The following is a 20,609-nucleotide window of genomic DNA, read 5'->3' on the forward strand; positions in this document are numbered from 1 at the left end:
TTGCCGTGCTAGCTTCCCGTGGGGGCAAGCGCGCCGTTGCGGCGCGAAGGAGACGAACGGCATGAGCGCAGGCCCGGACTCCACGTCCGCTCCGAGCCAGACATTATCCCGCTTCCGCCGGCTGGCTGTGCGGGCCCGGACCGTGCTCGTCTGGGAGAGGGTGTGGCCGCTCCTCTGGCTGCCCGTCGGCGTGGTGCTCGTATTCCTGACCGTTTCATGGCTGGGTCTCTGGTTGGACCTCCCGCCTCCTGCGCGCATGATCGGCCTGGCTGTCTTTGCCCTGGCCTTGCTCGCGTCCCTGTGGCCCCTCTTCCGCCTCGTCCCCCCGACGCGCTCGGACGTGCTCGATCGGATCGATCGCGACACCGGCCTCGGCCATTCACCCGCTCACGCCCTCGTCGACACCCTGACGATCGGCGCCAGCGACCCGGGGACCCGCGCCCTGTGGGCGCTGCACCGTCGCCGCGCCGAAGAGGCGATCGGCACCATGCGGGTGGCCCCGCCCCGGCCCGACATGCCGAGGCGCGATCGCTACGCCCTGCGCTCCGCGGCCGTGCTGGCCCTCGTGGCAAGCGCCTTCGTGGCCGGCCCGGAGGTCGGCAGCCGCCTCACCGCTGCCTTCGATTGGCGCCAGCCGGGAGCCGCCGCGCCGGCCTTTCGCATCGACGGATGGGTCGACCCGCCCCTGTACACCCGCGCTCCGCCGGTGATGATCGATCTGGCAAAGGGACAGGCCTTGCGAGCCCCGATCGGATCGACGGTCGTCATCCGCATTGCCGGAGAGGGCAAGGCAGAGATCACCCCGGGCGCCGGCCTCACGCCGCTCCCGCCGAAGGACAACCAGCGCGCGGACCTGCGCGAGGAGCGCTTCACCCTTCAGGCGAATGCCGATCTCACTGTCAAGACAGGGTTCGCGTCGAGCGTGACGCTGAGCATGGAGGCGATCCCCGACCGTCCCCCGGAAATTGCCTTTACGGGACCGCCAGAGGTGAACCCCAAAGGCGCTTTCACGCTGCTCTATAAGGGCAAGGACGATTACGGCATCGCGTCCGCCGAGGGCTTCGTGGAGCGGGCTGGCGATCTCACGGGCCGCAGCCTCGTGCCGGCGCCTTCTATTCCGCTCGCGACCCCCAGTCATGAGGAGAACGCGCCCGAGACGAAGGCTCTGGTCGATCTCTCGACCCATCCCTGGGCTGGCGCGAAGGTGAAGCTGCAGGTCCGCGTGAAGGATGAAGCAGGCCAGGAGGGGATGACGGAGGTTGTCGATTTCACCTTGCCGCAACGGCCCTTCTCGAATCCGCTCGCCAAGGCCCTGGTCGAGCAACGGCGCAACCTGGTGCTGGCGCCTGACGAGCGCAAGCGGGTGCAGACGGCCCTCGACGCGCTTCTCATCGATCCGGACAGCTTTACGCCCCAATGGGGAATCTTCATCGGCCTGCGCACCGCCGCCGAGCGGCTGCGAAAGGCGCGCAGCGACGAGGCGCTGCTCGACGTGGCGGATTGGCTTTGGGCGATGGCCTTGCAGATCGAAGACGGCAACCTGTCGGACAGCGAACAGCAGCTGCGGGCAGCCCAGGAACGGCTGAAGGAGGCCATGGACCGCGGCGCGCCGGATGAAGAAATCAAACGGCTGACCGATGAGTTGCGCCAGGCCATGGACAAATTCCTGCGGGAATTCGCCCAGCGCATGCAGGACAATCCGCGCTCGCAGGATCAGAACCAGCGGCAGGCCGACCGGGTCATCTCGCAGAACGACCTGAACAAGATGCTCGAGAAGATGGAAGACGCCATGCGTCGCGGCGATGTGGCCGAAGCCCAGCGCCTCCTCGAGCAATTGCGCGACATTCTGAACAATCTGCAGACTGCCCAGCCCAACAGCCGCACGACGGACCCCCTCGGGCGCGAGATGAACCAGTCCATGCGGGACCTCGAGGACATGGCGCGCGAGCAGCAGAACCTGCGGGACGAGACCTTCAGGGAGGGCCAGAACAAGCGCATGCATCAGGGTGACAGGAACCGTCAGCCCGGCCAGCGGCAGGGTCAGCGGCAGCGGGGCCAGCAGGGCCAGCGCGGCGAGCAGGGCGAGGATCAGGAGCAGGCCGAAAACGGACAGGACGGTGAATCCCAGCAGGGTCAGCAGGGCAAGGGCATGAGCCAGCGGCAACAGGCTCTGCGGGAGCGTCTCCGGGAACTGCAGCGACGGATGCAGGGCCAGGGCATGCAGAATGAGCAGGGCCTCGGCGACGCCGAGGAGGCGATGCGGGAGGCTGAGGGAGCGCTCGGCCAGGGGGAAGACGGCGAAGCCGTGGACGCCCAGGGCCGCGCCCTCGAGGGTCTACGCCGCGGCATGCAGGGCATGGCCCAGCAGATGCAACAGATGCAGGAAGGCCAGCAGGGCAACGAACAGGCGGGCGACCAGCCCGGAAACCAAGGCGACCCCCAGGGGCGCGGCCAGACGTCCCAGCGGGACAACGACCCCCTGGGCCGTCCGACGCGCACCCGCGAGCCATGGGAAGGCGGCCGCCCAATCCCGGGCGTCAACGAGTCACCCGCGCAGAGGGCTGGCCGTATTCTCGAGGAATTGCGCCGCAAGCTCTCCGACCCCGCCCGGCCCCGGGACGAACTCGACTATTTCGACCGGCTGCTGCGGCCGAACTGACGCGCGCTATCGCGCACTTGCGCCGCGGCGGCATTCGCGCCACCGTCCGCGCCGCATATCTCTCACGGATTTTCCATGAACAGCTTCGTCGACCTCCTCGTCCCGATCGCCGTCCTGGCCGTCGTGGTCGTTCTGATCCTGGGACTTGTCAACATGCTGCGCGGCGGCAGCGCCAATACCTCGCAAAGGCTGATGCGGCTTCGGGTTCTGCTGCAATTCCTGGCGATCGTCGTCATCATGGGCGTCCTCTGGTGGCGAGCCCTTTAGAGCCACCATATTGACAGGCCGCGGGGACAGTCCTCTATAAGACCGCATTAGCCGCGGTCCGACATGGTCCGTGGCCCCATTTTTCTTGAGTATTGGAACGTCCCCCGTATGCGAGTGGGCACAGTGACAGGTCTGGGCCTTCTATTGGCCGTGATGGGCGCAGCCTGCGCGCATGCCGCGGACTGGAAAAAAGCCGAGACCGGAACCCAGCCAAGTCTTCTGTCGGAATTCCGCTTCGGATTTTCGTCGCAGGCCCCCTGGGGAAGCCAGTATCGCGATGGGTCGGCGAACCTGACGGGCGAGATCCTGTTCGCCAAGCCGTTTACGGCGTCGGATCTTTTCACCAGCTATTTCATTCCCCGTCCCCATGTGGGTGGCAGCCTCAATTTCGATGGTGAGACGAGCTTTGCCTATGCGGGCCTGTCCTGGACCGTCGACATCACGCCCAGCCTCTTCGTGGAGGGAAGCCTCGGCGGCGCGTTCCACGACAACAACAAGCGGCCGTTTGCGTCCCGCACCGAGCAAGCACTGGGCTGCTCGCCGCTGTTTCGCGAAGCAGGCTCGGTGGGTGTGCGGTTGTCGGCCAATTGGAGCGTGATGGCGACGGTCGAGAGATTGTCCGCCTCGAGTTCCTGCTCGGACAGCCGCGGCCTGACCAATGTCGGCGCCCGGGTCGGCTATTCCTTCTGAGGCCGACGTCCTGAGGGCCGAGCGCCCGTAGCTTCGTTCTGGAGTACCACGATGGTTGTTCTCAACAGGATCTACACGCGTACCGGAGATACAGGCAGCACGGCGCTGGCAGCGGGCGGCCGACGGCCCAAATATGATCTGCGCATCGAAGCCTACGGCACCGTCGACGAGACCAACGCCTGCCTCGGCGTCGTCCGCCTCCACACGGCAGGCCAGCCTCTCGATCCCATCCTCAGTCGCATCCAGAACGACCTCTTCGACCTCGGATCGGACCTTGCAACGGTCGAGACCGGCAAGCCCCTTCCCTACGCCGCTCTGCGCATCACCCAGAGCCAGGTCGACCGTCTCGAAGCCGAGATCGACCTGATGAACGCCGAGCTCTCGACTCTGCGCTCGTTCGTCCTGCCGGGCGGCACACCGGCGGCCGCGACGTTGCATGTGGCGCGCACCGTCTGCCGAAGGGCGGAGCGCCTGGTCGTGGCACTGGCCGAAAAAACCGACGAGATCGTGTCAGGCGAGGCCGTGCGCTATCTCAACCGCCTGTCCGATCTCCTGTTCGTCGCCTCACGCTTCGTCAATGACAAAGGCGCCCTCGACGTCCTCTGGGTCCCCGGCCAGAACCGCTAGGCAACGGGATGTTCCTGCCGCTTCATGACGGCGTTCCCCTGAAGAACATCCGGACTCCCTTCGCGACCCGCGCGATCGTTGGTGTCTGCATCGTGCTGTACGGCCTGACCTTCTATGGGCCGCTCGGCCCTGACGCGATGGTGGCGGGGCTTGGTCTCATCCCGGCCGTCCTGCTGGGAACAGAAGTGCTTCCGCAAGGCTACCCGTTTGTCCCGGTCGAGCTCACCCTCGCCACGAATATCTTTCTGCACGGGACCCTGTTTCATCTTGTGGGCAACCTGCTGTTCCTGTGGGTCTTCGGTGACAACGTGGAGGATGCCATGGGGCATCTTCGCTTTGTGATCTTCTTCGTTCTCTGCGGGACCCTCGCAAGCCTGGCGCATGTGCTGGTCGACCCGCATTCGCACCGGCCCCTGATCGGAGCCTCGGGTGGCATCTCCGGTGTTGTTGCGGCCTACCTCATCCTCTACCCGCGGGTGCGGATCTGGGGTCTGTTTCTCAAAGGCGGCATCCCGCTCAGGCTCCCAGCCTTCTGGGCCATCGGATTCTGGTTCGTTCTGCAATTCATCTCCGCCTTCTTCAGCGCCGATGACGGAATCGGATGGTTCGCCCATCTTGGCGGCTTCGCGGCCGGCGCCATCTTGGTTCTGCGGATGAGGCGGCGCGACGACCCGCTTCTTGCGCGCATCGAAGCCCGGGAAGCGCACGCGCCGCGTTGACAATCACCGTCCGAGAGATAGGGTCCCGCCAACCATTTCCTGCCTGTCCGGAGGGGCGGAACGCCGCTTGTCCCGGACCCGACCGTGCAATGAGGACAGCCTTATGAAGCTTCTGGTGTGTGTGAAGCGCGTTGTGGATTACAACGTGAAAATCCGAGTGAAAGCCGACGGGTCCGGCGTCGAATTGGCGAACGTGAAGATGTCGATGAATCCTTTCGACGAAATTGCTGTCGAAGAGGCGATCCGCCTGAAGGAGCAGGGCAAGGCGACAGAGATCGTGGCCGTATCGATCGGCCCGCAACAGGCCGGTGAGACCATCCGGACGGCGCTGGCCATGGGAGCCGATCGCGGCATCCTCGTGAAGACCGACGCGACGGTTGAGCCGCTGGCCGTCGCCAAGCTACTGCAAAAAGTGATCGAGCAGGAAAAGCCCGACCTCGTCATTCTCGGCAAGCAGGCCATCGACGACGACGCCAATCAGACCGGTCAGATGCTGGCGGCCCTGCTCGGCTGGCCCCAGGGCACCTTCGCGTTCAAACTGACGCCGGGCGACGGTACGATTGACGTCACCCGCGAGGTGGACGGCGGATTGCAGACCGTGGGACTCAAGCTGCCGGCGATCATCACCACCGACCTGCGCCTGAACGAGCCGCGTTACGCCAGCCTGCCGAACATCATGAAGGCCAAGAAGAAGCCGCTCGATGAGACCTCGCCCGAGACCCTCGGTGTCGATATTACGCCCCGCCTCAAGGTGCTGAAGACAACCGAACCCGGCGGGCGCAAGGCCGGCGTCAAACTCGGCTCGGTGGCCGAACTGGTGTCGAAGCTGAAGACCGAAGCCGGCGTGCTCTGAGAAGGATCGAACGACCATGACCACATTGCTGATCGCCGAGCACGACAATGCTCATCTGAAGGACGCCACCCACAAGGCGCTGTCTGCCGCAGCCGCGCTGGGCGGCCCTGTCCACGTGCTGGTGGCCGGCGCCAACGCGCAGGCCGCAGCCGATGCGGCCTCCAAGCTCGCGGGGGTCGAGAAGGTGCTCCTGGCCGATGGGCCATCCTATGAGCATCAACTGGCCGAGCCGCTCGCGGCCCTGATCGTGTCGCTTGCCGGCCCCTACGACGCGATCGTGGCTGCTGCCACCACAACGGGCAAGAACGTCCTGCCGCGCGTCGCAGCCCTGCTCGACGTGATGCAGATCTCGGACGTCACCAAGGTCGTGTCGCCCGACACCTTCGAGCGCCCGATCTATGCCGGCAACGCGATCCAGACCGTTCAGGCGAGTGATGCCAAGAAGGTGATCACGGTGCGGATCTCGGCCTTCCCGGCAGCCGCCGAGGGCAGATCTGCACCCATCGAGACGGTGGCCAGCGCCGCCGATCCGCAGATTTCCACCTTCAAAGGCGAAGAGATCGCCCAGAACGACCGCCCTGAACTGACCTCGGCCCGGATCATCATCTCGGGCGGCCGGTCGCTGGGCTCGGCCGAGAACTTCGCCAAGTATATCGAGCCGATTGCCGACAAGCTCGGGGCCGCCATGGGCGCGAGCCGCGCGGCGGTCGATGCCGGCTATGCGCCGAACGATTGGCAGGTCGGCCAGACCGGCAAGGTCGTGGCGCCGCAGCTTTATATCGCGGTGGGCATTTCCGGCGCCATCCAGCATCTCGCCGGCATGAAGGATTCCAAGGTGATCGTGGCAATCAACAAGGATGAGGAAGCGCCAATCTTCCAGGTGGCCGATTACGGGCTGGTGGGCGACCTCTTCAAGATCCTGCCGGAACTGCAAGAAGAGTTGACCAAAGCAGGGTAATGGCGTCAGGAATGTGTCTTGCCCGGGCGGCGGTCCCGCCCGGGTTGTTTTCATGACCAGAACGTCCAGGACGACAGGCAAGATGAGTATCGAGATCAAAACAGTCGGTGTGATCGGCGCTGGCCAGATGGGCAGCGGCATTGCCCATGTCTGTTCCCTTGCGGGGTTCGATGTTCGTCTGCACGACCTGTCCGAGGACCGCATCCATACCGGCCTTGCCACCATCAACGGCAACATGGCCCGCCAGGTGTCCAAGGAGGCGATCACCGACGCGGAGCGTCAGGCGGCGCTCTCGCGGATTCAACCCGCGCCCACCTATGACGATCTGGCGGCCTGCGACATCGTCATCGAGGCGGCGACCGAGAACGAGGAGGTGAAGCGCAAGATCTTCACCGCGCTCTGCCCGTCGCTGCGGCCCGAGACGATGATCGCCACCAACACCTCGTCGATTTCGATCACGCGGCTGGCTGCATCGACGGATCGGCCCGAGCGGTTCATCGGCATTCATTTCATGAACCCGGTCCCGGTCATGCAGCTCGTGGAGCTGATCCGGGGCATCGCGACCGAAGACCCGACCTATGAATCCGCCAAGGAGTTCATCGGCAAGCTCGGCAAGACCACCACCGTCTCCGAGGATTTCCCGGCCTTCATCGTCAACCGCATCCTTCTGCCGATGATCAACGAAGCGATCTACACGCTCTACGAGGGTGTTGGATCGGTCGAGGCCATCGACACCGCCATGCGGCTCGGGGCCAACCATCCCATGGGGCCGCTGCAGCTTGCGGACTTCATCGGGCTGGATACCTGCCTGTCGGTCATGCAGGTGCTGCACGAGGGCCTGGCCGATTCCAAATATCGGCCCTGCCCGCTCCTGGTGAAATACGTGGAAGCCGGCTGGCTCGGCCGGAAGGCCAAACGCGGCTTCTACGATTATCGCGGCGAAAAGCCCGTCCCCACCCGCTAGCATCGCGCCTCACCTCTGGCACCCGCGCTTCCGCAATGGCATGATGAGCCATGGGGTGATGGGGGCGCGCATGGGAACGATCAGCCTCAGGTGTTCAGCAGCGCTGCTGCTGGCCTTTTTCGTGGTTGTCCATACGCCCGCTTCCGCCCAGACGCCTCCGGTCGCGCCCGATCCGTTCTGGAACGTCCCGGATCTGGGATCCTTGCCGGACGACCCGCAAAGCCAATTGATCCGGCGCGGCCGGGATCTGGTAACGGCCACCTACGCCCATATCGGCCCGCAGGTGCCGGATCCGGCCAAGCGCTACGCCGGCAACAACCTCGCTTGCACCAATTGCCATCTCAATGCCGGCATGAAGCGGTTCGGCAATCCGCTCTGGGGCCTTCTGGACGCCTTTCCGCAATACAATGCGGAGACGGGCAAACCCATCAGCCTGGAGCAGCGGGTCAATGCCTGCATGACCCGCAGCATGAACGGCAAGCCCTTGCCTGAAGCTGCGCCCGAAATGCAGGCGCTTGTGGCCTATATCGGGTTCCTGTCCCTGGGCGTGAAACCGGGGGAGGTTCTGACCGGTGGCGGTTCCGGCCGGATTGCCGAGCTCGACCGCCCGGCCGATCCCGTGCGGGGCGCGGCGGTCTTTGGCACAACCTGCGCGGTCTGCCATCAGACGGATGGGTCGGGACTGCGCCGGTCGGTCGCCGGCACCGATCTCGGCTACATTGGTGCCACCGCTCTGGGGACAGGACAGTTTCAACACCGGCGCCGGCATGAACCGCTTGGGGACGCTGGCCAATTTCGTCCATGACAACATGCCGAACGGCACCAGTTACATGATGCCGATGGTGGCGCCGGCCGATGCCTGGGATGTGGCTGCCTTCGTGGTGTCGCAACCTCGCCCGCTAAAGCCCGACCTGGAGAAGGATTATCCCGACCGCCTGCAAAAGCCCGCAGACACCCCCTATGGGCCCTACGCGGATGGTTTTTCCCGCGACCAGCACGTCTACGGTCCATTTGGGCCCATCCGCGACGCCCTTGCGCGGCTCAAGGCGGCCGCGAAGCCGGCGCCCTAAAGAAAGCGCCGGAAGAGGTCGGCGAAGTAGTATGGCCCGAGCGTCCAGAGCCCCGCCCAAAGGGCCGCACCGATCGCATTGGCGGCGAGGAAATGATGCCACGGCATGCCCACCGAGCCGGCGACGAGCCCGTTCAATTGCCGCAGGACAACCACGAACCGCGCTGTCAGCACCATCACGAAGCCCCGATGCTGGGCGAGCTTCTCGACCCTGGCAAGCCGCTCCGGCGTCAGTTTGATCAGAGGACCGAAACGCTCAAGAAGCCGCCGCCCCCCGAAATGCCCGATCAGGAACCCGGTGCTGTCGCCCAGGACCGCCCCCAGAAAAGCCGCCAGGAACACGTGCTCGAGACTGAGATCGCCGCGCGTGGCGAGCAACGAGGCGGCAATGAGGGCGCTCTCACCGGGCAGCGGCACGCCGAAGGATTCGAAATAGATCACCACGAACAACGCGGCAGCCCCGTAGAGCAGGATGAAGTGCTCGATATTGGTGGCAGCGTGCTGGAAGAAGCTGATCATGGAAGATCCGTCGGGGGGGATATACCCCCGCCATCCCATGCCGCAGGCGTGTTGGCGAGTGTTTTCTGAAGGAAATGGCCGTTCAGACGCTTTCCTGTGGGGTGCGTCACAGAGTTGCCGCAGGCCTGCTTCACAACGGTGTCACAAGTCCTGTAGTCTAAGCGAGAAATAGGACAACGCCTTTCCTGATCGAGGAGGTGAAGTGACGATACACGTCCAGCCTGTCGTACGGCCGGAGGCCTGCCCGGCCCTCGTTCTCAACGCCGATTACCGGCCCTTGAGCTACTATCCCTTGTCGATCTGGTGTTGGCAGGACGCGATCAAGGCAGTGTTTCTCGACCGGGTGAACATCGTCTCCGAATACGACAAGACGGTGCGAAGTCCGTCCTTTGAAATCCGCCTGCCTTCGGTGATCTCTCTCAAGACCTACGTCAAACCGTCGCGTCATCCGGCCTTTACCCGCTTCAACGTCTTTCTGCGCGATCGCTTCACCTGCCAATATTGCGGCACCCGGGAGGACCTGACGTTCGATCACGTCATTCCGCGCTCCAAGGGCGGCCAGACCACCTGGGAAAACGTGGTGGCGGCATGCGCACCCTGCAACTTGCGCAAGGGCGACCGGCTCCCTGCCCATGTGGAGATGTGGCCGCGCCAGAGCCCCTTCGCACCGACCCTGCAGGATCTGCATTCCAACGGCCGCCTGTTCCCGCCGAATTACCTGCATGACAGCTGGCTCGACTATCTCTACTGGGACAGCGAACTGGAACCGTAGATCAGCCCCGCCGCGCCGCTACGCCGGAAAGGGCTGCAAGCGCCAGGGAAATCAGCACGTTCCAGCCGGCGAGCGACAGCCCGAGGAACCGCCAGGCGGCCTCCGTGCAGCTCACGACGCGGATCTTGTTCAACTGGTTCAGAAGATCCCCGACCGACCCTCCCGCAGCGCCCCCGCCGCCGCCGCAATCGCTGGGGCCGAGCCACCATCCCCATTCGACGCCCGCGTGATAGGTGCCCAAGGCGGCGCTTGCGAGAAACAGCAGTGCCAGCAGCCACAGGATGGCCCGTCCCCCGTGTTGGGGAAGGACGACTCCCAGCAGCGCCAGGGGAATGCCGAAATAATAGGGATAGCGCTGCTCCAGGCAGAGCTTGCACGGCTGATAGCCATAGCCGTACTGAAACACGAGCGCTCCGCCGATCGTGGCCGCTGCAGCGAGCGCAACGACAAGGCAGGCTTGCCGGATAGTCAAACGCACAGGCATCGCTGCCATCCTCAGAACAGATAACGGAAGGCTATGAAACCGCCCACCACGGCCGCGATGGACACCGCTGCCACGATGTTGAAGTGGCGATCGATGATCCCCTTGATGGAGCCTCCGTAGCGGCTCATCAACAATGCCACGATGAAGAAGCGCGCACCGCGCGTGATGATCGACAACAGGATGAACCAGCCCAGGTGATAGCCCGCAAAGCCGGACGTGATCGTGACGAGCTTGTAGGGAATCGGTGTCAGGCCCTTCAGCAGGATGATCCAGTGGCCGTATTCCGCGTAGGAATGCCGGAACGCCTCGGCCCCGTCCGCAAGACCGTAGAACTTGAACACCCACACGCCGATCGAATCGTAGAGCAGGTAGCCGATGGCGTAGCCCAGCAACCCGCCCACCACCGATGCGATGGTGCAGATCAGCGCATAGGACCAGGCCCGATCCGGCCGCGCCAGCATCATGGGAACCAGCATCACATCGGGCGGGACGGGGAAGAACGAGCTCTCGGCAAACGACACCGCCGCCAGCGCGTAGGGCGCCGAGGGGCGCGCGGCAAGCGACAGGGTCCAGTCGTAAAGGCGTCGCAGCATGAAAGCCTCAGGGCCAAAGGGGCGTGGATGTGAAGCGTCGGATAGCCTCCGTCATGATCCCGTTCGCAGCCCGACGCCGAGGAAAGGCCCGCCGCCCGACAGCACAAAAGGGTTCCAAACCGAAAGCCGGGCCTTCCGGCCCCGCCCCTTTGAGCACAAGCCGCCCGCCGTGGCGAGAGGCCTGCGCGCCGCGTCCCATCAAGTCTCATTGACCGGCCCGCGGGAGGCATGTTACTCGGCACTCGCGTTGCCCCTGTGGCGGAATTGGTAGACGCGCTCGACTCAAAATCGAGTTCCGCAAGGAGTGCTGGTTCGATTCCGGCCAGGGGCACCATTAGGCCTAATCTTCATTGATTTTACTCGCTTTTCTTGCCTTGTTTGTCCCACTTTTGTTTTTTGGGGTCGAAAGTGGGACAGTTTCGTTCGCGGTTTGGCTCGACACCACCAACTTCATCGCATCATTGGCGAGCTTCTTTCGGTTCGCGCTGCGGGTGTAGAGAGCGGCCATCTTGGGGTCGCTCCACCCGTAGATGGCCATGAGCTGACTCTCAGTTGCTCCATTCCCAGCGGCGACCGACGCGCCAGCCTTGCGCAAGCCGTGAGGTGAACAGTGGGGCAAGCCTGCCTCCGTGCACCAGTCGCGGAATCGGTTTCCAAAGCTGTCTCCGTTTGCCCAGGGACGGCCGTGGTCGGAGATGAGAAAGGCCAGATCACCTTTGTCGCTCGTGGAGTCGATGACCGCCCGCAACTCCGGCAGGACCGGTATCTCTATCTCGACGTGTTTGCGGAGCCGGTTTTTGTAAACCCGGAACTTCATTGTGCCGTCCCGAACGTGCTGCCGGCCAAGCAAAACAACATCCGATCGACGTGCTCCCGTATAGAGCAGTAGAGCGAGGGCCAATCGGGCCTTCGTGCCGATCGGGTGGCGGCACTCGTACTGCTGAACCTCGTCTACCGTCCAGGCGTGCCAGCCCTCGGGATTTCGCGACCGGAGCTTCTTCACCCCGATTGTGGGGTTAAGCCGTGCGTGCTCGTATTCGACAGCGAACTCAAACAGTCCGCGCATAGCCTTCAGGAAGCTGTTGGCCGCCTCTGGCGTATCCGCCCGCCTATCCATGCCCTTTCGGATCACCTTGGGCGTGATGTGGCCAAGCAACTCATCCCCGGCCGTCTCGCATGCCTTCTCGAGGATTTTCCGACGCACATGCCGTGACCTGGGAGAGCGAAGTTTATCCTTGAACGATGCCGATCCGAAGTATTCGACACACAACCAACGCAGCGTCCCATTGGAGGGCTTCGCCAGGCGGGGAGCTTGGGCAACTGGGGCCTCGCCGGCGAGAGCGGCCTTGTAGACGGCCATGAACTCCTCGGATCCCGGCAAACCCGGCAGTCGGATTTTCCTCTTGCCCGGTCGGCGGAAATACCAGCGCGAATTGCCGTGGCGATCCACATCACCGGTTACGTACTTGAGGTTGATCTTCGCCATGGTCAGAGCACTATTTCACGGTCCGCCTGCATTGGCTGGTCGTCAGGCAAGGCATCGACGGCCGCATTCAGAGACCGGACGCACCAGATCTTCCGGCCATCGATCCGCTTGGGTCGCGGCATGCGCCCGTCATTCACCATCTCGTCGAACTTGGTCACTCCGATGCCAACAAAGGCAGCAGCCGCGTCGCGATTGACGAGGCGCGGTGCAAGGGTGTCCGGAAGTGCGGTGCGACGCGCCATGGTTTTCGCCCATATGAAAATTGAAGTGCGGCCTTGCCCTCCTTGTCCCGTGGTAAAAAACGCGGGGCCGGGAGAAGAGCTTTCCGTTATCGGCTCGGCCGCGAAGCCCTCAAAGGAGTCCCCGCGTGAAGGGTTAAGCGCCGGCGTTGCGATATGCACCGCGAAAGTCGATTGCACCGCATCCGAAGTCATGCTCGAGAGAAACACCAAGGCCCTGTCGGCCGAAGGGTTGATCGAGCCGGACTCGAGGCGCCTCATAACCGTCGAGCAATCCCCATTGGAAAACGGGAGCAGATTGAGGGTTCGCGAAGATGAACCAGGCGTTCCCCGGAATGTGTGCGGCCACAACCGGCTCCAGCTTCCCAGAGAACGGATTCACATCGACCTGTGCGCGCGGCGTAATCGATGCCACAAGCGCGTCGGCCTCAGTCTCCTTTTTCGGCCCGACAAGAATGATCGCAGGCGCGATGTTGGGCAGCTGTCCGTCAAGCGTTCGCTGATTACGCATCGCCTCCCGCGCCGAGCCAACGGCCGCGACAGTGATGGCGGTGCCCGATCCCGCCAGGTTGCCATGCGTGGCATGAAACACCGCCAAACCGTCGGAGACGAGTGTTGGCCCTGCCCCCGCATTGGAGAGCATCATCGCGTAGAACGATGCTTCCTCGAAATTCGCGACAGTCTGCCCTGCCGAGCCTAACAGATCGTCAAGTGCCCCCATGTCGTCATTGACGAGCATTGTTCGAGAGAGAGCAAACTGCACTGCGTACGGGAAGACGGAGACAACTTCTTTGGATTCCGAAAAGGTGCCGAACTTGATTTCGCCTGCCTCATTGATCGGCTGCAAGGTCGGAAAATCTCCAACACGAACGGTGCGATGCGGCCTGAAATCTTTGAAGTGCCGTTGAGCGGCAATTTTGCGATATGTCGGCGGAGACGCCTGGTAGCGCCGTGCGAGCGTTCCATTCATCGCGTTCTCGAAGATCGCCGGAAAGTCCGAGGTCGTATGAAACGCGCGGCGAATGAGTTCTTCGCGGTGGGCATCTGAAGTGATACGCCCCCGGTGCCCGAGTGACTGAGCTGCAATGTCGGCGATGGTCAAACCATCGTAACCGCGAGCCGCCCCCGTCAGCGCGATCGGAGCTCCCCTCGCACTCAGCATCCGAGAACCGAGATAGGAACTCGCGGCGACAACACGCGTCTCCGTCTCGTCTTGACCGACCGTGATGGGCGAGCTGCGGAAACGCTCAGCCCGAGATGCCATCTCCTCGAAGCAGCGAACACGGAAAGCTTCCAGCGGCGTACCGTCGTCGACCGCCTCTTCGATCTGCGCTGCTTCAACTCCCGCCTTTGCACCAAGGCTCCTGATTTCGGTAATCCGAGTGCGCTCGGCGCGCGCAATAAGGTCCGCGTCGCGCGAATTGGTAGGCGTAGGCTGAAGGACGATATTTTCAGGTGCCGGTTCCATTGATAAATCTCCTGGGTGAGAGCGGATGTGTGCGTTTTGATCGGCAGGAACTGCGACGAGGCTAACCTCGTAGGGTTCCCAATCTACGTGAGTGATGGTGCGAGTACCGTCGACCGACGTGCGTTCCTCACTGGCGTGGACGCGGTAACCGATACTGACGCTGCCAATAATGCCTGCCGCGATGTCGGTGGCGATAAGCTGAACATCGGGGCGGTTGGAAAGTTGGATGTCGGCGACAAGATTGCCGCCCTCAATTCGGACAGCGGTAATCACGCCGATCTGATCCGTCATTGTCCCGTGACGGTGCGAATTAAGTAGGGGCGCCCTCGTTGAGCTAAGCCGCTCTAGGCGCATTGCCTTCGGAGAGATAAGCAGAACCTCTTGGAAGGGTTTATTTTCGAAATAGTCGACACGCTTGACCGGTGTCGCTGTTGCGATGACGGCGGTGAAGGTCCGCGTCTCGGCATTGTACGAGTTGCGAGAGATTGTGGCGCGCCGCGTCGTCAACTCTGCCATGAGAGCTACGCCTCTCGTGTCCAAAGAGTGTCGAGATCGACATCAAGGCCATTATTCAGTGCGCGGTTTTTCACGTCGCGAAGGGCGCGGGATATATTCGTAAGCACAACCGATGTTGCCGCTCGCTCGAGCTCGGCAATTGAGGATCCGACCTCTGTCTTGGTTGTATGAATGTGAGAGAGAGGCGCAACGGCTACCGCGTCTCGCGTGATCAAGCGATCTCCGCCGTCGTAAGTGAACCTGACAACGGCGAGCCAAATATCCGGGCCGTTTCCATCGGCCATGGTCGCGACAGGGATCCAACGCATTATTTCGCTATCCGCTCGGACGACAGTCGCGGAGGCAGTCTGTTGATCGACCCCCGCCTTCGAAAGGTCGAGAGCAATCACCGTGGCAACTGCCTGCATTAGTGAATAGTCCGCCCACCCAGACCGCTCATCTTCCGCATACGGGAGGCTGCCGCGGCGGACCATCGCCGTGTGGTTTTCAACGCTCAAACCAGTGAGACTCAGGAAAGCGGTGCGGCGCATTGGATAACCTCAAAAAGCAGAACTGATGTCATCTTTTGCGCCTTTAACAGAAAGTTGACAAGATGTCTCCTTTCTGGCGGCTGTGGATAACTCTGAAAGCGGGCCGTCCAAATCAGCAAGGCCCCGCCTCGCCGGGCTAAGCAAAGGCGTGTAGGCCACGGCTATTTGAATGACCTTCGCGGCCAGGACAGGATCCGCTCTCATTTCCTTGTCGAGCTTGGCCTCAACCTCGCTCTCGCCTTCGGTTAGGCCACCGTCGACATAGAAGTACTTGCCGACGAGCCGGCCGTCGCGACAGACCAGAACGATCCCATGGGACAGATATTTCCCAATGACGCGTTCGGCACGCATGTGCAGGATCTCGGCGGCAGTGAAGCTGGGAGCCAGGGCGACCGTAGGAACGGCCACAAGAGTGGCAGCTGCGAGCGTTGCACCACCTTTGAGAATCGACCGCCGCGTGAACTGTGCTGACTTTTTCATAGGACGGCTCCACCCCATGAAAAATTGCCAACTTGCTCAGCCAGGCCGCCCGCGTCAGCAATGCCGTTATCGTCCGCGTTCTCGAAGTCGTCGTCCGGCTCAATGCCGTCGTGCTCGTCTTCAAGGTCTACCGTAGAGGGATGATTATCGTTTTCGCTCGTCGCGCCAGTGACACTCCAGCCTAAGCTGGGCTCGAAGTCGCTGTCGTCCTCGAGGTCTAGCGAAGAGGCCCGATGATCTCTGTCCCCAGCGCCCGATATGCTCCACCCAAGACTTGGCTCTGAATCGCTGTCGTCTTCGAGTTCTGAACTGTCCCCGTCGAGCTGATCGAGAAGGCCGATAAGACCGTCGATCGCGGTTTCTATCCGCGCTCGCATGTGCGGACCGATCTCGATAAAGGTCGGCACCTGGGCGGTCTGGAAGCGGACAAAGCTCCCCCGCTCGCTGTCCACTGGCATGGCGCGTTGCTCCTTTGGAAGGTCTATGTTATCAGTACGATGTGCTTATTTAGGCACGAGAAAATGATACGTCAAGCCGAAATGATTACAGTGTGCGCATGAATTCAGCCCAGTCTAGAATGGCGAGAGCCGCCCTCCAGATGGGAGTGCGGGAGCTAGCTGACGCTGCAAAGGTCGCTCCGAGCACCATCACAAGGCTGGAGGCCGGCGAGGATCTGAAGCCCCGCACAGTCGAGGCGATCAAGGCCGTTTTCGAGTCGGCAGGCGTTGAGTTCACAAATGGCGACGCCCCAGGCGTGCGGCTGCGTAAAATCACATGAGCAAGCAGCTTGAGATTATCAGACTATGCGATGAAGTGATTGGAGGATTCGATCTACATTCTCTCGAATCTATCATCAATAAGTCTCACCATATAGCTGAACTTACAGGTAACTCGGCAGCGTGCGAGTTCCTGTATTGTGAAAGTGCGGGTTATTATCAGCACGGACATGGCCGGCAGGACGAATTCCTTAACAAGACCCACCGCCACCATGTGGAGACGAACACTTGGATTCTCGCCCCTGCAGCACTTCTCGAACGCGACTCGAACGGGGCCAAGGAAGCTGTTTCAAAACTAGAGCTTAAATCGATCACCTCCCCACTTAGTTTTCAAAGTGCAATCGCTGATGAAATAATAAAATTGTCGAAAATAGTGATGCATAATAATACAATTATACATCACGTTAGGCGATTAACTTATCAAATTATTTCAAACACGAGAGCCAATATTATTTTTTCAAAAGAGAGCGCCGATATATTTGCGCATTACCAAGGTCTTGTAGATGCAAAAATTTCTAGTACCGCAAATGAAGCATTCTCTAAACTTCCGTCTGTGTTTGAACGATTAAGCGCCGGGGACGGCGAAGCCATCAGTCACGCGCTTACTAGCTGCCGCCGAATCATAGATGCTTTTGCGGTGGCAATATTTCCGCCTCAAGGTGATCCGGTCGACATGGGAGATCACACTATCCAATGTGGTCCTGGCAAGTCTATGAATCAAATTCAAGCTTATATATGGAAAAAGACCTTTTCAAAGAGTAGACGCGACCGGCTAAATAAGAACATGCGGTCTCTTTACGATCGAACGTCGGCTGGCGTACACGCCGAAGTGTCGCCAACAGAGGCGCAAGCACTCGTCCTTAATACCTATCTTTTGCTCGGCGAGATCGTCGATCTTCGATAGCGCATTATGGCGGTTTTCCGCCAAGAGTTCAGCCACCACTTCGGCCGTCCTTCATCCTAACATGATGCCCGTGCGGTTCGCGTTAGCCCTGTTAGGCAACCCGTTAGCTTCGTTAGTCCTGATTTTCGAGGTGGCTTACTGTCAGAATCCCGGGCCCACTAATGGCCGCAAAGGGTGGCGGCCGGGGAAGGACCCGCGCGAGCTACCTCGGCCCAGCCTTGATGTGCGGCATTGACGTCCCGACGTTCGATCGGATCGGGCCCGTCGATGACGCGGACATGCTCGTCACCCGCGCCAGCAAGTCTGCGGAAGCCTCCACTCTCACCACATGAGTGGTTGAAATCGTGCCCGTCACATCCGCCTCGACCTTTCCAGACACGTCGAGCGGCTTCGCCAACACATCCTCGAGTCGCTGCAGCATCGGCGTGATGTTGTCCGCCCGGCTGGGCGGGATCGGAGCCGAATCGGGTAGCTGCTGGCCGTTGAGGGCGGGAAGGCCGCTTGGATTGGTGCTGCCCCATGGCCGACCGAATGTACCACCGTGGAACGATCCTTGAACGATCCCGGAGGTCGCGGGGGCCTTTCCTCCGAACTGGTCGATCAGCTGCCCAACACGGGTTCCGGATGCGATCTTGGCCTCAAGGTCTTTGACCTGGGTATTCAATGCCTCGAAGGTTGAGAGATTGTTTGCCGCGCCACTGCCAAGCCCTGCCCTCCGATTCTTGAGATCGGCGTGTTTGCCCGGACGATTGCCGAGAGCAAAGTCGAGCATGTCCGGCAGCTTGTTCTTCCCCTTGATCTGGGCGATTTCGGTCTCAAGCGCCGCGATGTCGACGTCGAGGGCCTTCGCTTCCTCACTGCCAGAAGCCTCGAGCGAGGCGCGTGTATTGCCGACGGTTGTGGCGTTGATCGGCGTCTGGGGTGCGCCGTCGATCAGTTGCTGAAGCTGCTCCATATTCGAGTTGAGCCAGTCCAGCGCGGGGTTCGCCGGAATGGCGACCAGCTTTCCCGTGTTTGTCCAGAATCGATCCCACGACTGACCGAGGCGCGTGAGGCGCGCCTGGCTGTCCTTCAGCACGGTGTTCAAATCCGCGACAACCGACCCAGGCGCATTCCGGCGCATATCCGACGAGAGCTTCTGCCACTCTCCCCGGTAGCTCATAAGGGCCAGGATACCGCGCTTGAACTCCTGATCGTCGGCGATAAGGCCGATCTTGCTGCGATCACCCTTCAAAGCTGTGTTGACCAGGTCCTCGAAGACTTCGACGAGATTGCGCCCCTCTTTCCGGGCCTTGGCGAAAGCCGATTCGGCCTTTCCATCTCCGCCGAGCAAAGTGTTCAAGCCCTTCAGGGTTTTGCCGGACTCCATCTTGTTCAGGACGTTGTTCATGGAGGAGACGGCTTCCTCAGCGGTGCCGGAGCCCTTCCTCATGATCTGCAGCATGGCCACGAGGTCCGACAAACCCTTCTGGCTTTCAAAGCCAACAGCCGCCGCGGCAGGCCCCAGCGAGGGCAGGTAACGGGCCATGCTCTTTAGCTCGAATTGTCCCGCCTTGCCGCCCGCAACCATGATGTCGAAGGCCGCCTGCATTTCGGAGCCCGCTATCTTGAACTGCGAACCGACCGTCTCCGCCGTCAGCGCGATGTCATTCACCTCAGCGCCGGCCGCCTGGGCCGTTCGAGCGATGGCAGGCATCATCTCTTTCATCTCGGACAGACTGCGCCCCTGGGCGGCCAGCGTATCGAATCCATCGGCCACCTGATCAAAGGGCAAAGCCAGGCCGACGGCCATCCGCTGCGCCTCCGCAGTGAGCTGGGTCATCTCTTCCCGGCTTGCCCCGGCCGTCACACCGATCCGCGTCATGCGCCGCTCAACAGCGGCGAAGTCGGCATAGGCCTTTCCGGCGGCCGCCGCGATCGCCACAGGGGCCAGGTAGGGCGCCACGCGGCCCGCGATGCCCAGAGCACCGGCAGCCAGCGCGGACCCCGTGCCCCCGCGTGCTCCTGCCGCCATGACCGCACTCGATTTGTTGAACTGCTTGGCGTTGGAGTTCAGGCGATCCATCTTCCGGGCGATGGATGAGAAGACGTTTCCCGTGGCATCCTTCGCGGTGATGCGCGCCTCGGCTGTCATGGTCTTGGTGGCCATTACGATTTCCTCTTTTTCATCCGCTGCGCTGCCCGTTCGAGCCAGTAGGTCATCTCAACAGCGCTCATCTCGAGCGCCTCGGCCGGGCTTACGAGCTTGAGTTCGATGACGAGGAGGTCTGCGAGGCTGGCGAGAGGTTCGCCTGCCTCGCCTGAGCGAAAAAACCGAGGATGACTTCCTTGATTTTCATGGCGTCCTGCAAGCCGACCAGCCGGAGCAGAAGCGGATCCTTGTAGGTGCAGCACCGCTCGACGTAGGCGCTGAAGGCGGAATCGTTCTCGATCGGCAAGACTGCGCCGTCGGCCGAGCGACCAAGCGTGATCGGTTCGCCAATTTCAAAATACTCGATCAGGTTCGGCGGGCGAAACGCGAGCTCGCCCACGACGCCTCCGTGATCTGTGAAGGGCTCGGACAGGGGGACGGTGACGGTTTTGTTCATGGGATTGCCTTTCGCGGCGAGGGGATGATTTTGACGGTGACGGTGAGACTGACGGAACGAGGGCGGGGCCGGATAGGCCGCAGCAGGTGGTCCGGAACGGTCCGAGCGGACATTCGCGTCAGGCGGGCGTCGGCCTCGGCGAACATGCGATCGACCCTGGCGCGCTCGAATTTCAAGAACGCCAAGTGCTCTTCGGTTTGCTTGGTCATCGATCGCCCCCTCTCTTGAGAGGCCCAACTTCGGAATCCGAGGGCGGAGGGGTGATGCCGGCAGAGGCGTCAACCGCCGTTGTCGGTGTCGTCAACCTCGTCAACCCTAATTTTGGACCCGACAAACTGGCGATATCCCGGGCCCTTTTAAGGCCGTAAGGGGCGGCGGCCCGGGAAGGACCCGCCGTTATTCTCATGCCGACTCGGGCTGCCAGTCCGATGAGGTCGTCAAACGCCGC

Annotated in this window: 23 protein-coding genes and 1 tRNA gene; 14 read left to right on the forward strand and 10 right to left on the reverse strand. The window is 62.0% G+C overall.

The features are described from left to right. Nucleotides 1-61: 61 nt before the first annotated feature. The 10 genes from J4G32_RS06850 (at nucleotide 62) to J4G32_RS21680 (ending at nucleotide 8,807) form a co-directional block, all read left to right on the forward strand. Complete coding sequence (locus tag J4G32_RS06850) at nucleotides 62-2,659, forward strand: TIGR02302 family protein (RefSeq protein WP_210485350.1); 2,598 nt, start codon at nucleotides 62-64, stop codon at nucleotides 2,657-2,659. A 75-nt stretch (nucleotides 2,660-2,734) separates the two neighbouring features. Further along, nucleotides 2,735-2,926 carry a twin transmembrane helix small protein gene (locus J4G32_RS06855; RefSeq protein ID WP_210485351.1) on the forward strand — a complete coding sequence of 64 codons (192 nt, stop codon included), beginning with the start codon at nucleotides 2,735-2,737 and terminating at the stop codon, nucleotides 2,924-2,926. A gap of 108 nt (nucleotides 2,927-3,034) precedes the next feature. Then, nucleotides 3,035-3,616 carry an acyloxyacyl hydrolase gene (locus J4G32_RS06860; protein ID WP_210485352.1) on the forward strand — a complete coding sequence of 194 codons (582 nt, stop codon included), beginning with the start codon at nucleotides 3,035-3,037 and terminating at the stop codon, nucleotides 3,614-3,616. A gap of 51 nt (nucleotides 3,617-3,667) precedes the next feature. Beyond that, nucleotides 3,668-4,243: a cob(I)yrinic acid a,c-diamide adenosyltransferase gene (locus J4G32_RS06865; RefSeq protein WP_210485353.1), complete on the forward strand. Its 576-nt coding sequence runs from the start codon at nucleotides 3,668-3,670 to the stop codon at nucleotides 4,241-4,243. 8 nt (nucleotides 4,244-4,251) lie between these two features. Next, the gene (locus J4G32_RS06870) at nucleotides 4,252-4,962 is read left to right on the forward strand and encodes a rhomboid family intramembrane serine protease (protein WP_210485354.1); all 711 of its coding nucleotides are present in this window, start codon (nucleotides 4,252-4,254) and stop codon (nucleotides 4,960-4,962) included. Between the two features lie 103 nt (nucleotides 4,963-5,065). Further along, nucleotides 5,066-5,815, forward strand: coding sequence for an electron transfer flavoprotein subunit beta/FixA family protein (locus J4G32_RS06875; RefSeq protein ID WP_210485355.1), 750 nt, complete (start codon nucleotides 5,066-5,068; stop codon nucleotides 5,813-5,815). A 16-nt stretch (nucleotides 5,816-5,831) separates the two neighbouring features. Further along, nucleotides 5,832-6,773 (forward strand): electron transfer flavoprotein subunit alpha/FixB family protein, encoded by a 942-nt coding sequence (locus J4G32_RS06880; protein WP_210485356.1) that lies wholly within the window; start codon nucleotides 5,832-5,834, stop codon nucleotides 6,771-6,773. Between the two features lie 82 nt (nucleotides 6,774-6,855). Then, complete coding sequence (locus J4G32_RS06885; protein ID WP_210485357.1) at nucleotides 6,856-7,737, forward strand: 3-hydroxybutyryl-CoA dehydrogenase; 882 nt, start codon at nucleotides 6,856-6,858, stop codon at nucleotides 7,735-7,737. Between the two features lie 70 nt (nucleotides 7,738-7,807). After that, nucleotides 7,808-8,542 (forward strand): hypothetical protein, encoded by a 735-nt coding sequence (locus J4G32_RS06890; protein WP_246504788.1) that lies wholly within the window; start codon nucleotides 7,808-7,810, stop codon nucleotides 8,540-8,542. Next, on the forward strand, nucleotides 8,505-8,807 hold the full coding sequence (locus tag J4G32_RS21680; RefSeq protein ID WP_246504789.1) for a hypothetical protein: 303 nt from the start codon (nucleotides 8,505-8,507) through the stop codon (nucleotides 8,805-8,807). The genes J4G32_RS06890 and J4G32_RS21680 overlap by 38 nt, the downstream gene beginning before the upstream one ends. Here J4G32_RS21680 and J4G32_RS06895 read toward each other — a convergent pair. Next, nucleotides 8,804-9,325, reverse strand: a complete 522-nt coding sequence (locus J4G32_RS06895; RefSeq protein ID WP_210485358.1) for a DedA family protein — start codon at nucleotides 9,323-9,325, stop codon at nucleotides 8,804-8,806. The genes J4G32_RS21680 and J4G32_RS06895 overlap by 4 nt on opposite strands. Before the next feature lie 202 nt (nucleotides 9,326-9,527). On the opposite strand from J4G32_RS06895, the gene J4G32_RS06900 reads away from it, so the two are divergent. Next, nucleotides 9,528-10,097, forward strand: coding sequence for an HNH endonuclease (locus tag J4G32_RS06900; RefSeq protein WP_210485359.1), 570 nt, complete (start codon nucleotides 9,528-9,530; stop codon nucleotides 10,095-10,097). Nucleotide 10,098: 1 nt separating this feature from the next. On the opposite strand, the gene J4G32_RS06905 is transcribed toward J4G32_RS06900, so the two are convergent. Together J4G32_RS06905 and J4G32_RS06910 are read right to left on the reverse strand one after the other, a co-directional pair. Further along, nucleotides 10,099-10,581, reverse strand: a complete 483-nt coding sequence (locus tag J4G32_RS06905) for a disulfide bond formation protein B (RefSeq protein ID WP_425515498.1) — start codon at nucleotides 10,579-10,581, stop codon at nucleotides 10,099-10,101. Between the two features lie 11 nt (nucleotides 10,582-10,592). Further along, complete coding sequence (locus tag J4G32_RS06910) at nucleotides 10,593-11,174, reverse strand: YqaA family protein (protein WP_210485361.1); 582 nt, start codon at nucleotides 11,172-11,174, stop codon at nucleotides 10,593-10,595. A gap of 249 nt (nucleotides 11,175-11,423) precedes the next feature. Here J4G32_RS06910 and J4G32_RS06915 point away from each other — a divergent pair. Next, nucleotides 11,424-11,508, forward strand: a tRNA-Leu gene (locus J4G32_RS06915). Between the two features lie 6 nt (nucleotides 11,509-11,514). Here the strand turns inward: J4G32_RS06915 and J4G32_RS06920 are convergent. From J4G32_RS06920 to J4G32_RS06940, 5 genes are all read right to left on the reverse strand, one after another. After that, the gene (locus J4G32_RS06920; protein WP_210485362.1) at nucleotides 11,515-12,660 is read right to left on the reverse strand and encodes a tyrosine-type recombinase/integrase; all 1,146 of its coding nucleotides are present in this window, start codon (nucleotides 12,658-12,660) and stop codon (nucleotides 11,515-11,517) included. A 2-nt stretch (nucleotides 12,661-12,662) separates the two neighbouring features. After that, nucleotides 12,663-12,902 (reverse strand): hypothetical protein, encoded by a 240-nt coding sequence (locus J4G32_RS06925; protein WP_210485363.1) that lies wholly within the window; start codon nucleotides 12,900-12,902, stop codon nucleotides 12,663-12,665. A gap of 133 nt (nucleotides 12,903-13,035) precedes the next feature. Next, nucleotides 13,036-14,883: a prohead protease/major capsid protein fusion protein gene (locus J4G32_RS06930; protein WP_210485364.1), complete on the reverse strand. Its 1,848-nt coding sequence runs from the start codon at nucleotides 14,881-14,883 to the stop codon at nucleotides 13,036-13,038. Between the two features lie 539 nt (nucleotides 14,884-15,422). Then, entirely contained in the window at nucleotides 15,423-15,893 is a 471-nt protein-coding gene (locus J4G32_RS06935; protein ID WP_210485365.1) for a twin-arginine translocation signal domain-containing protein, read from the reverse strand. After that, nucleotides 15,890-16,351: a hypothetical protein gene (locus tag J4G32_RS06940; RefSeq protein ID WP_246504790.1), complete on the reverse strand. Its 462-nt coding sequence runs from the start codon at nucleotides 16,349-16,351 to the stop codon at nucleotides 15,890-15,892. Before J4G32_RS06940 ends, J4G32_RS06935 begins: the two co-directional genes overlap by 4 nt. A gap of 119 nt (nucleotides 16,352-16,470) precedes the next feature. Between J4G32_RS06940 and J4G32_RS21685 the strand changes: the two genes are divergently transcribed. Both J4G32_RS21685 and J4G32_RS06945 read left to right on the forward strand, forming a co-directional pair. Beyond that, nucleotides 16,471-16,671 (forward strand): helix-turn-helix domain-containing protein, encoded by a 201-nt coding sequence (locus tag J4G32_RS21685; protein WP_246504897.1) that lies wholly within the window; start codon nucleotides 16,471-16,473, stop codon nucleotides 16,669-16,671. Then, nucleotides 16,668-17,573, forward strand: coding sequence for a hypothetical protein (locus J4G32_RS06945; RefSeq protein ID WP_210485366.1), 906 nt, complete (start codon nucleotides 16,668-16,670; stop codon nucleotides 17,571-17,573). The genes J4G32_RS21685 and J4G32_RS06945 overlap by 4 nt, the downstream gene beginning before the upstream one ends. Nucleotides 17,574-17,775: 202 nt before the next feature. Here J4G32_RS06945 and J4G32_RS06950 read toward each other — a convergent pair whose 3' ends face one another. Then, nucleotides 17,776-19,722 (reverse strand): phage tail tape measure protein, encoded by a 1,947-nt coding sequence (locus tag J4G32_RS06950; protein ID WP_210485367.1) that lies wholly within the window; start codon nucleotides 19,720-19,722, stop codon nucleotides 17,776-17,778. A gap of 88 nt (nucleotides 19,723-19,810) precedes the next feature. After that, on the reverse strand, nucleotides 19,811-20,161 hold the full coding sequence (locus tag J4G32_RS06955; RefSeq protein ID WP_210485368.1) for a hypothetical protein: 351 nt from the start codon (nucleotides 20,159-20,161) through the stop codon (nucleotides 19,811-19,813). Between the last annotated feature and the right edge of the window lie 448 nt (nucleotides 20,162-20,609).

The organism is Microvirga antarctica (genome assembly GCF_017921815.1).
GTDB classification, from domain to species: domain Bacteria; phylum Pseudomonadota; class Alphaproteobacteria; order Rhizobiales; family Beijerinckiaceae; genus Microvirga; species Microvirga antarctica.

Excerpts from the sequence above, each read along its gene's own strand:
- J4G32_RS06945 (WP_210485366.1), top strand. The coding sequence starts at position 16,668 with ATGAGCAAGCAGCTTGAGATTATCAGACTATGCGATGAAGTGATTGGA.
- J4G32_RS06865 (WP_210485353.1), top strand. The coding sequence starts at position 3,668 with ATGGTTGTTCTCAACAGGATCTACACGCGTACCGGAGATACAGGCAGC.
- J4G32_RS06860 (WP_210485352.1), top strand. The coding sequence starts at position 3,035 with ATGCGAGTGGGCACAGTGACAGGTCTGGGCCTTCTATTGGCCGTGATG.
- J4G32_RS06930 (WP_210485364.1), bottom strand. The coding sequence starts at position 14,883 with ATGGCAGAGTTGACGACGCGGCGCGCCACAATCTCTCGCAACTCGTAC.
- J4G32_RS06895 (WP_210485358.1), bottom strand. The coding sequence starts at position 9,325 with ATGATCAGCTTCTTCCAGCACGCTGCCACCAATATCGAGCACTTCATC.
- J4G32_RS06940 (WP_246504790.1), bottom strand. The coding sequence starts at position 16,351 with ATGCCAGTGGACAGCGAGCGGGGGAGCTTTGTCCGCTTCCAGACCGCC.
- J4G32_RS06950 (WP_210485367.1), bottom strand. The coding sequence starts at position 19,722 with ATGGCCACCAAGACCATGACAGCCGAGGCGCGCATCACCGCGAAGGAT.
- J4G32_RS06925 (WP_210485363.1), bottom strand. The coding sequence starts at position 12,902 with ATGGCGCGTCGCACCGCACTTCCGGACACCCTTGCACCGCGCCTCGTC.
- J4G32_RS06910 (WP_210485361.1), bottom strand. The coding sequence starts at position 11,174 with ATGCTGCGACGCCTTTACGACTGGACCCTGTCGCTTGCCGCGCGCCCC.
- J4G32_RS06905 (WP_425515498.1), bottom strand. The coding sequence starts at position 10,581 with ATGCCTGTGCGTTTGACTATCCGGCAAGCCTGCCTTGTCGTTGCGCTC.
- J4G32_RS06870 (WP_210485354.1), top strand. The coding sequence starts at position 4,252 with ATGTTCCTGCCGCTTCATGACGGCGTTCCCCTGAAGAACATCCGGACT.
- J4G32_RS06850 (WP_210485350.1), top strand. The coding sequence starts at position 62 with ATGAGCGCAGGCCCGGACTCCACGTCCGCTCCGAGCCAGACATTATCC.
- J4G32_RS06935 (WP_210485365.1), bottom strand. The coding sequence starts at position 15,893 with ATGAAAAAGTCAGCACAGTTCACGCGGCGGTCGATTCTCAAAGGTGGT.
- J4G32_RS06890 (WP_246504788.1), top strand. The coding sequence starts at position 7,808 with ATGGGAACGATCAGCCTCAGGTGTTCAGCAGCGCTGCTGCTGGCCTTT.
- J4G32_RS06880 (WP_210485356.1), top strand. The coding sequence starts at position 5,832 with ATGACCACATTGCTGATCGCCGAGCACGACAATGCTCATCTGAAGGAC.
- J4G32_RS06955 (WP_210485368.1), bottom strand. The coding sequence starts at position 20,161 with ATGAACAAAACCGTCACCGTCCCCCTGTCCGAGCCCTTCACAGATCAC.
- J4G32_RS06875 (WP_210485355.1), top strand. The coding sequence starts at position 5,066 with ATGAAGCTTCTGGTGTGTGTGAAGCGCGTTGTGGATTACAACGTGAAA.
- J4G32_RS06885 (WP_210485357.1), top strand. The coding sequence starts at position 6,856 with ATGAGTATCGAGATCAAAACAGTCGGTGTGATCGGCGCTGGCCAGATG.
- J4G32_RS06920 (WP_210485362.1), bottom strand. The coding sequence starts at position 12,660 with ATGGCGAAGATCAACCTCAAGTACGTAACCGGTGATGTGGATCGCCAC.
- J4G32_RS21685 (WP_246504897.1), top strand. The coding sequence starts at position 16,471 with ATGGCGAGAGCCGCCCTCCAGATGGGAGTGCGGGAGCTAGCTGACGCT.
- J4G32_RS21680 (WP_246504789.1), top strand. The coding sequence starts at position 8,505 with ATGAACCGCTTGGGGACGCTGGCCAATTTCGTCCATGACAACATGCCG.
- J4G32_RS06855 (WP_210485351.1), top strand. The coding sequence starts at position 2,735 with ATGAACAGCTTCGTCGACCTCCTCGTCCCGATCGCCGTCCTGGCCGTC.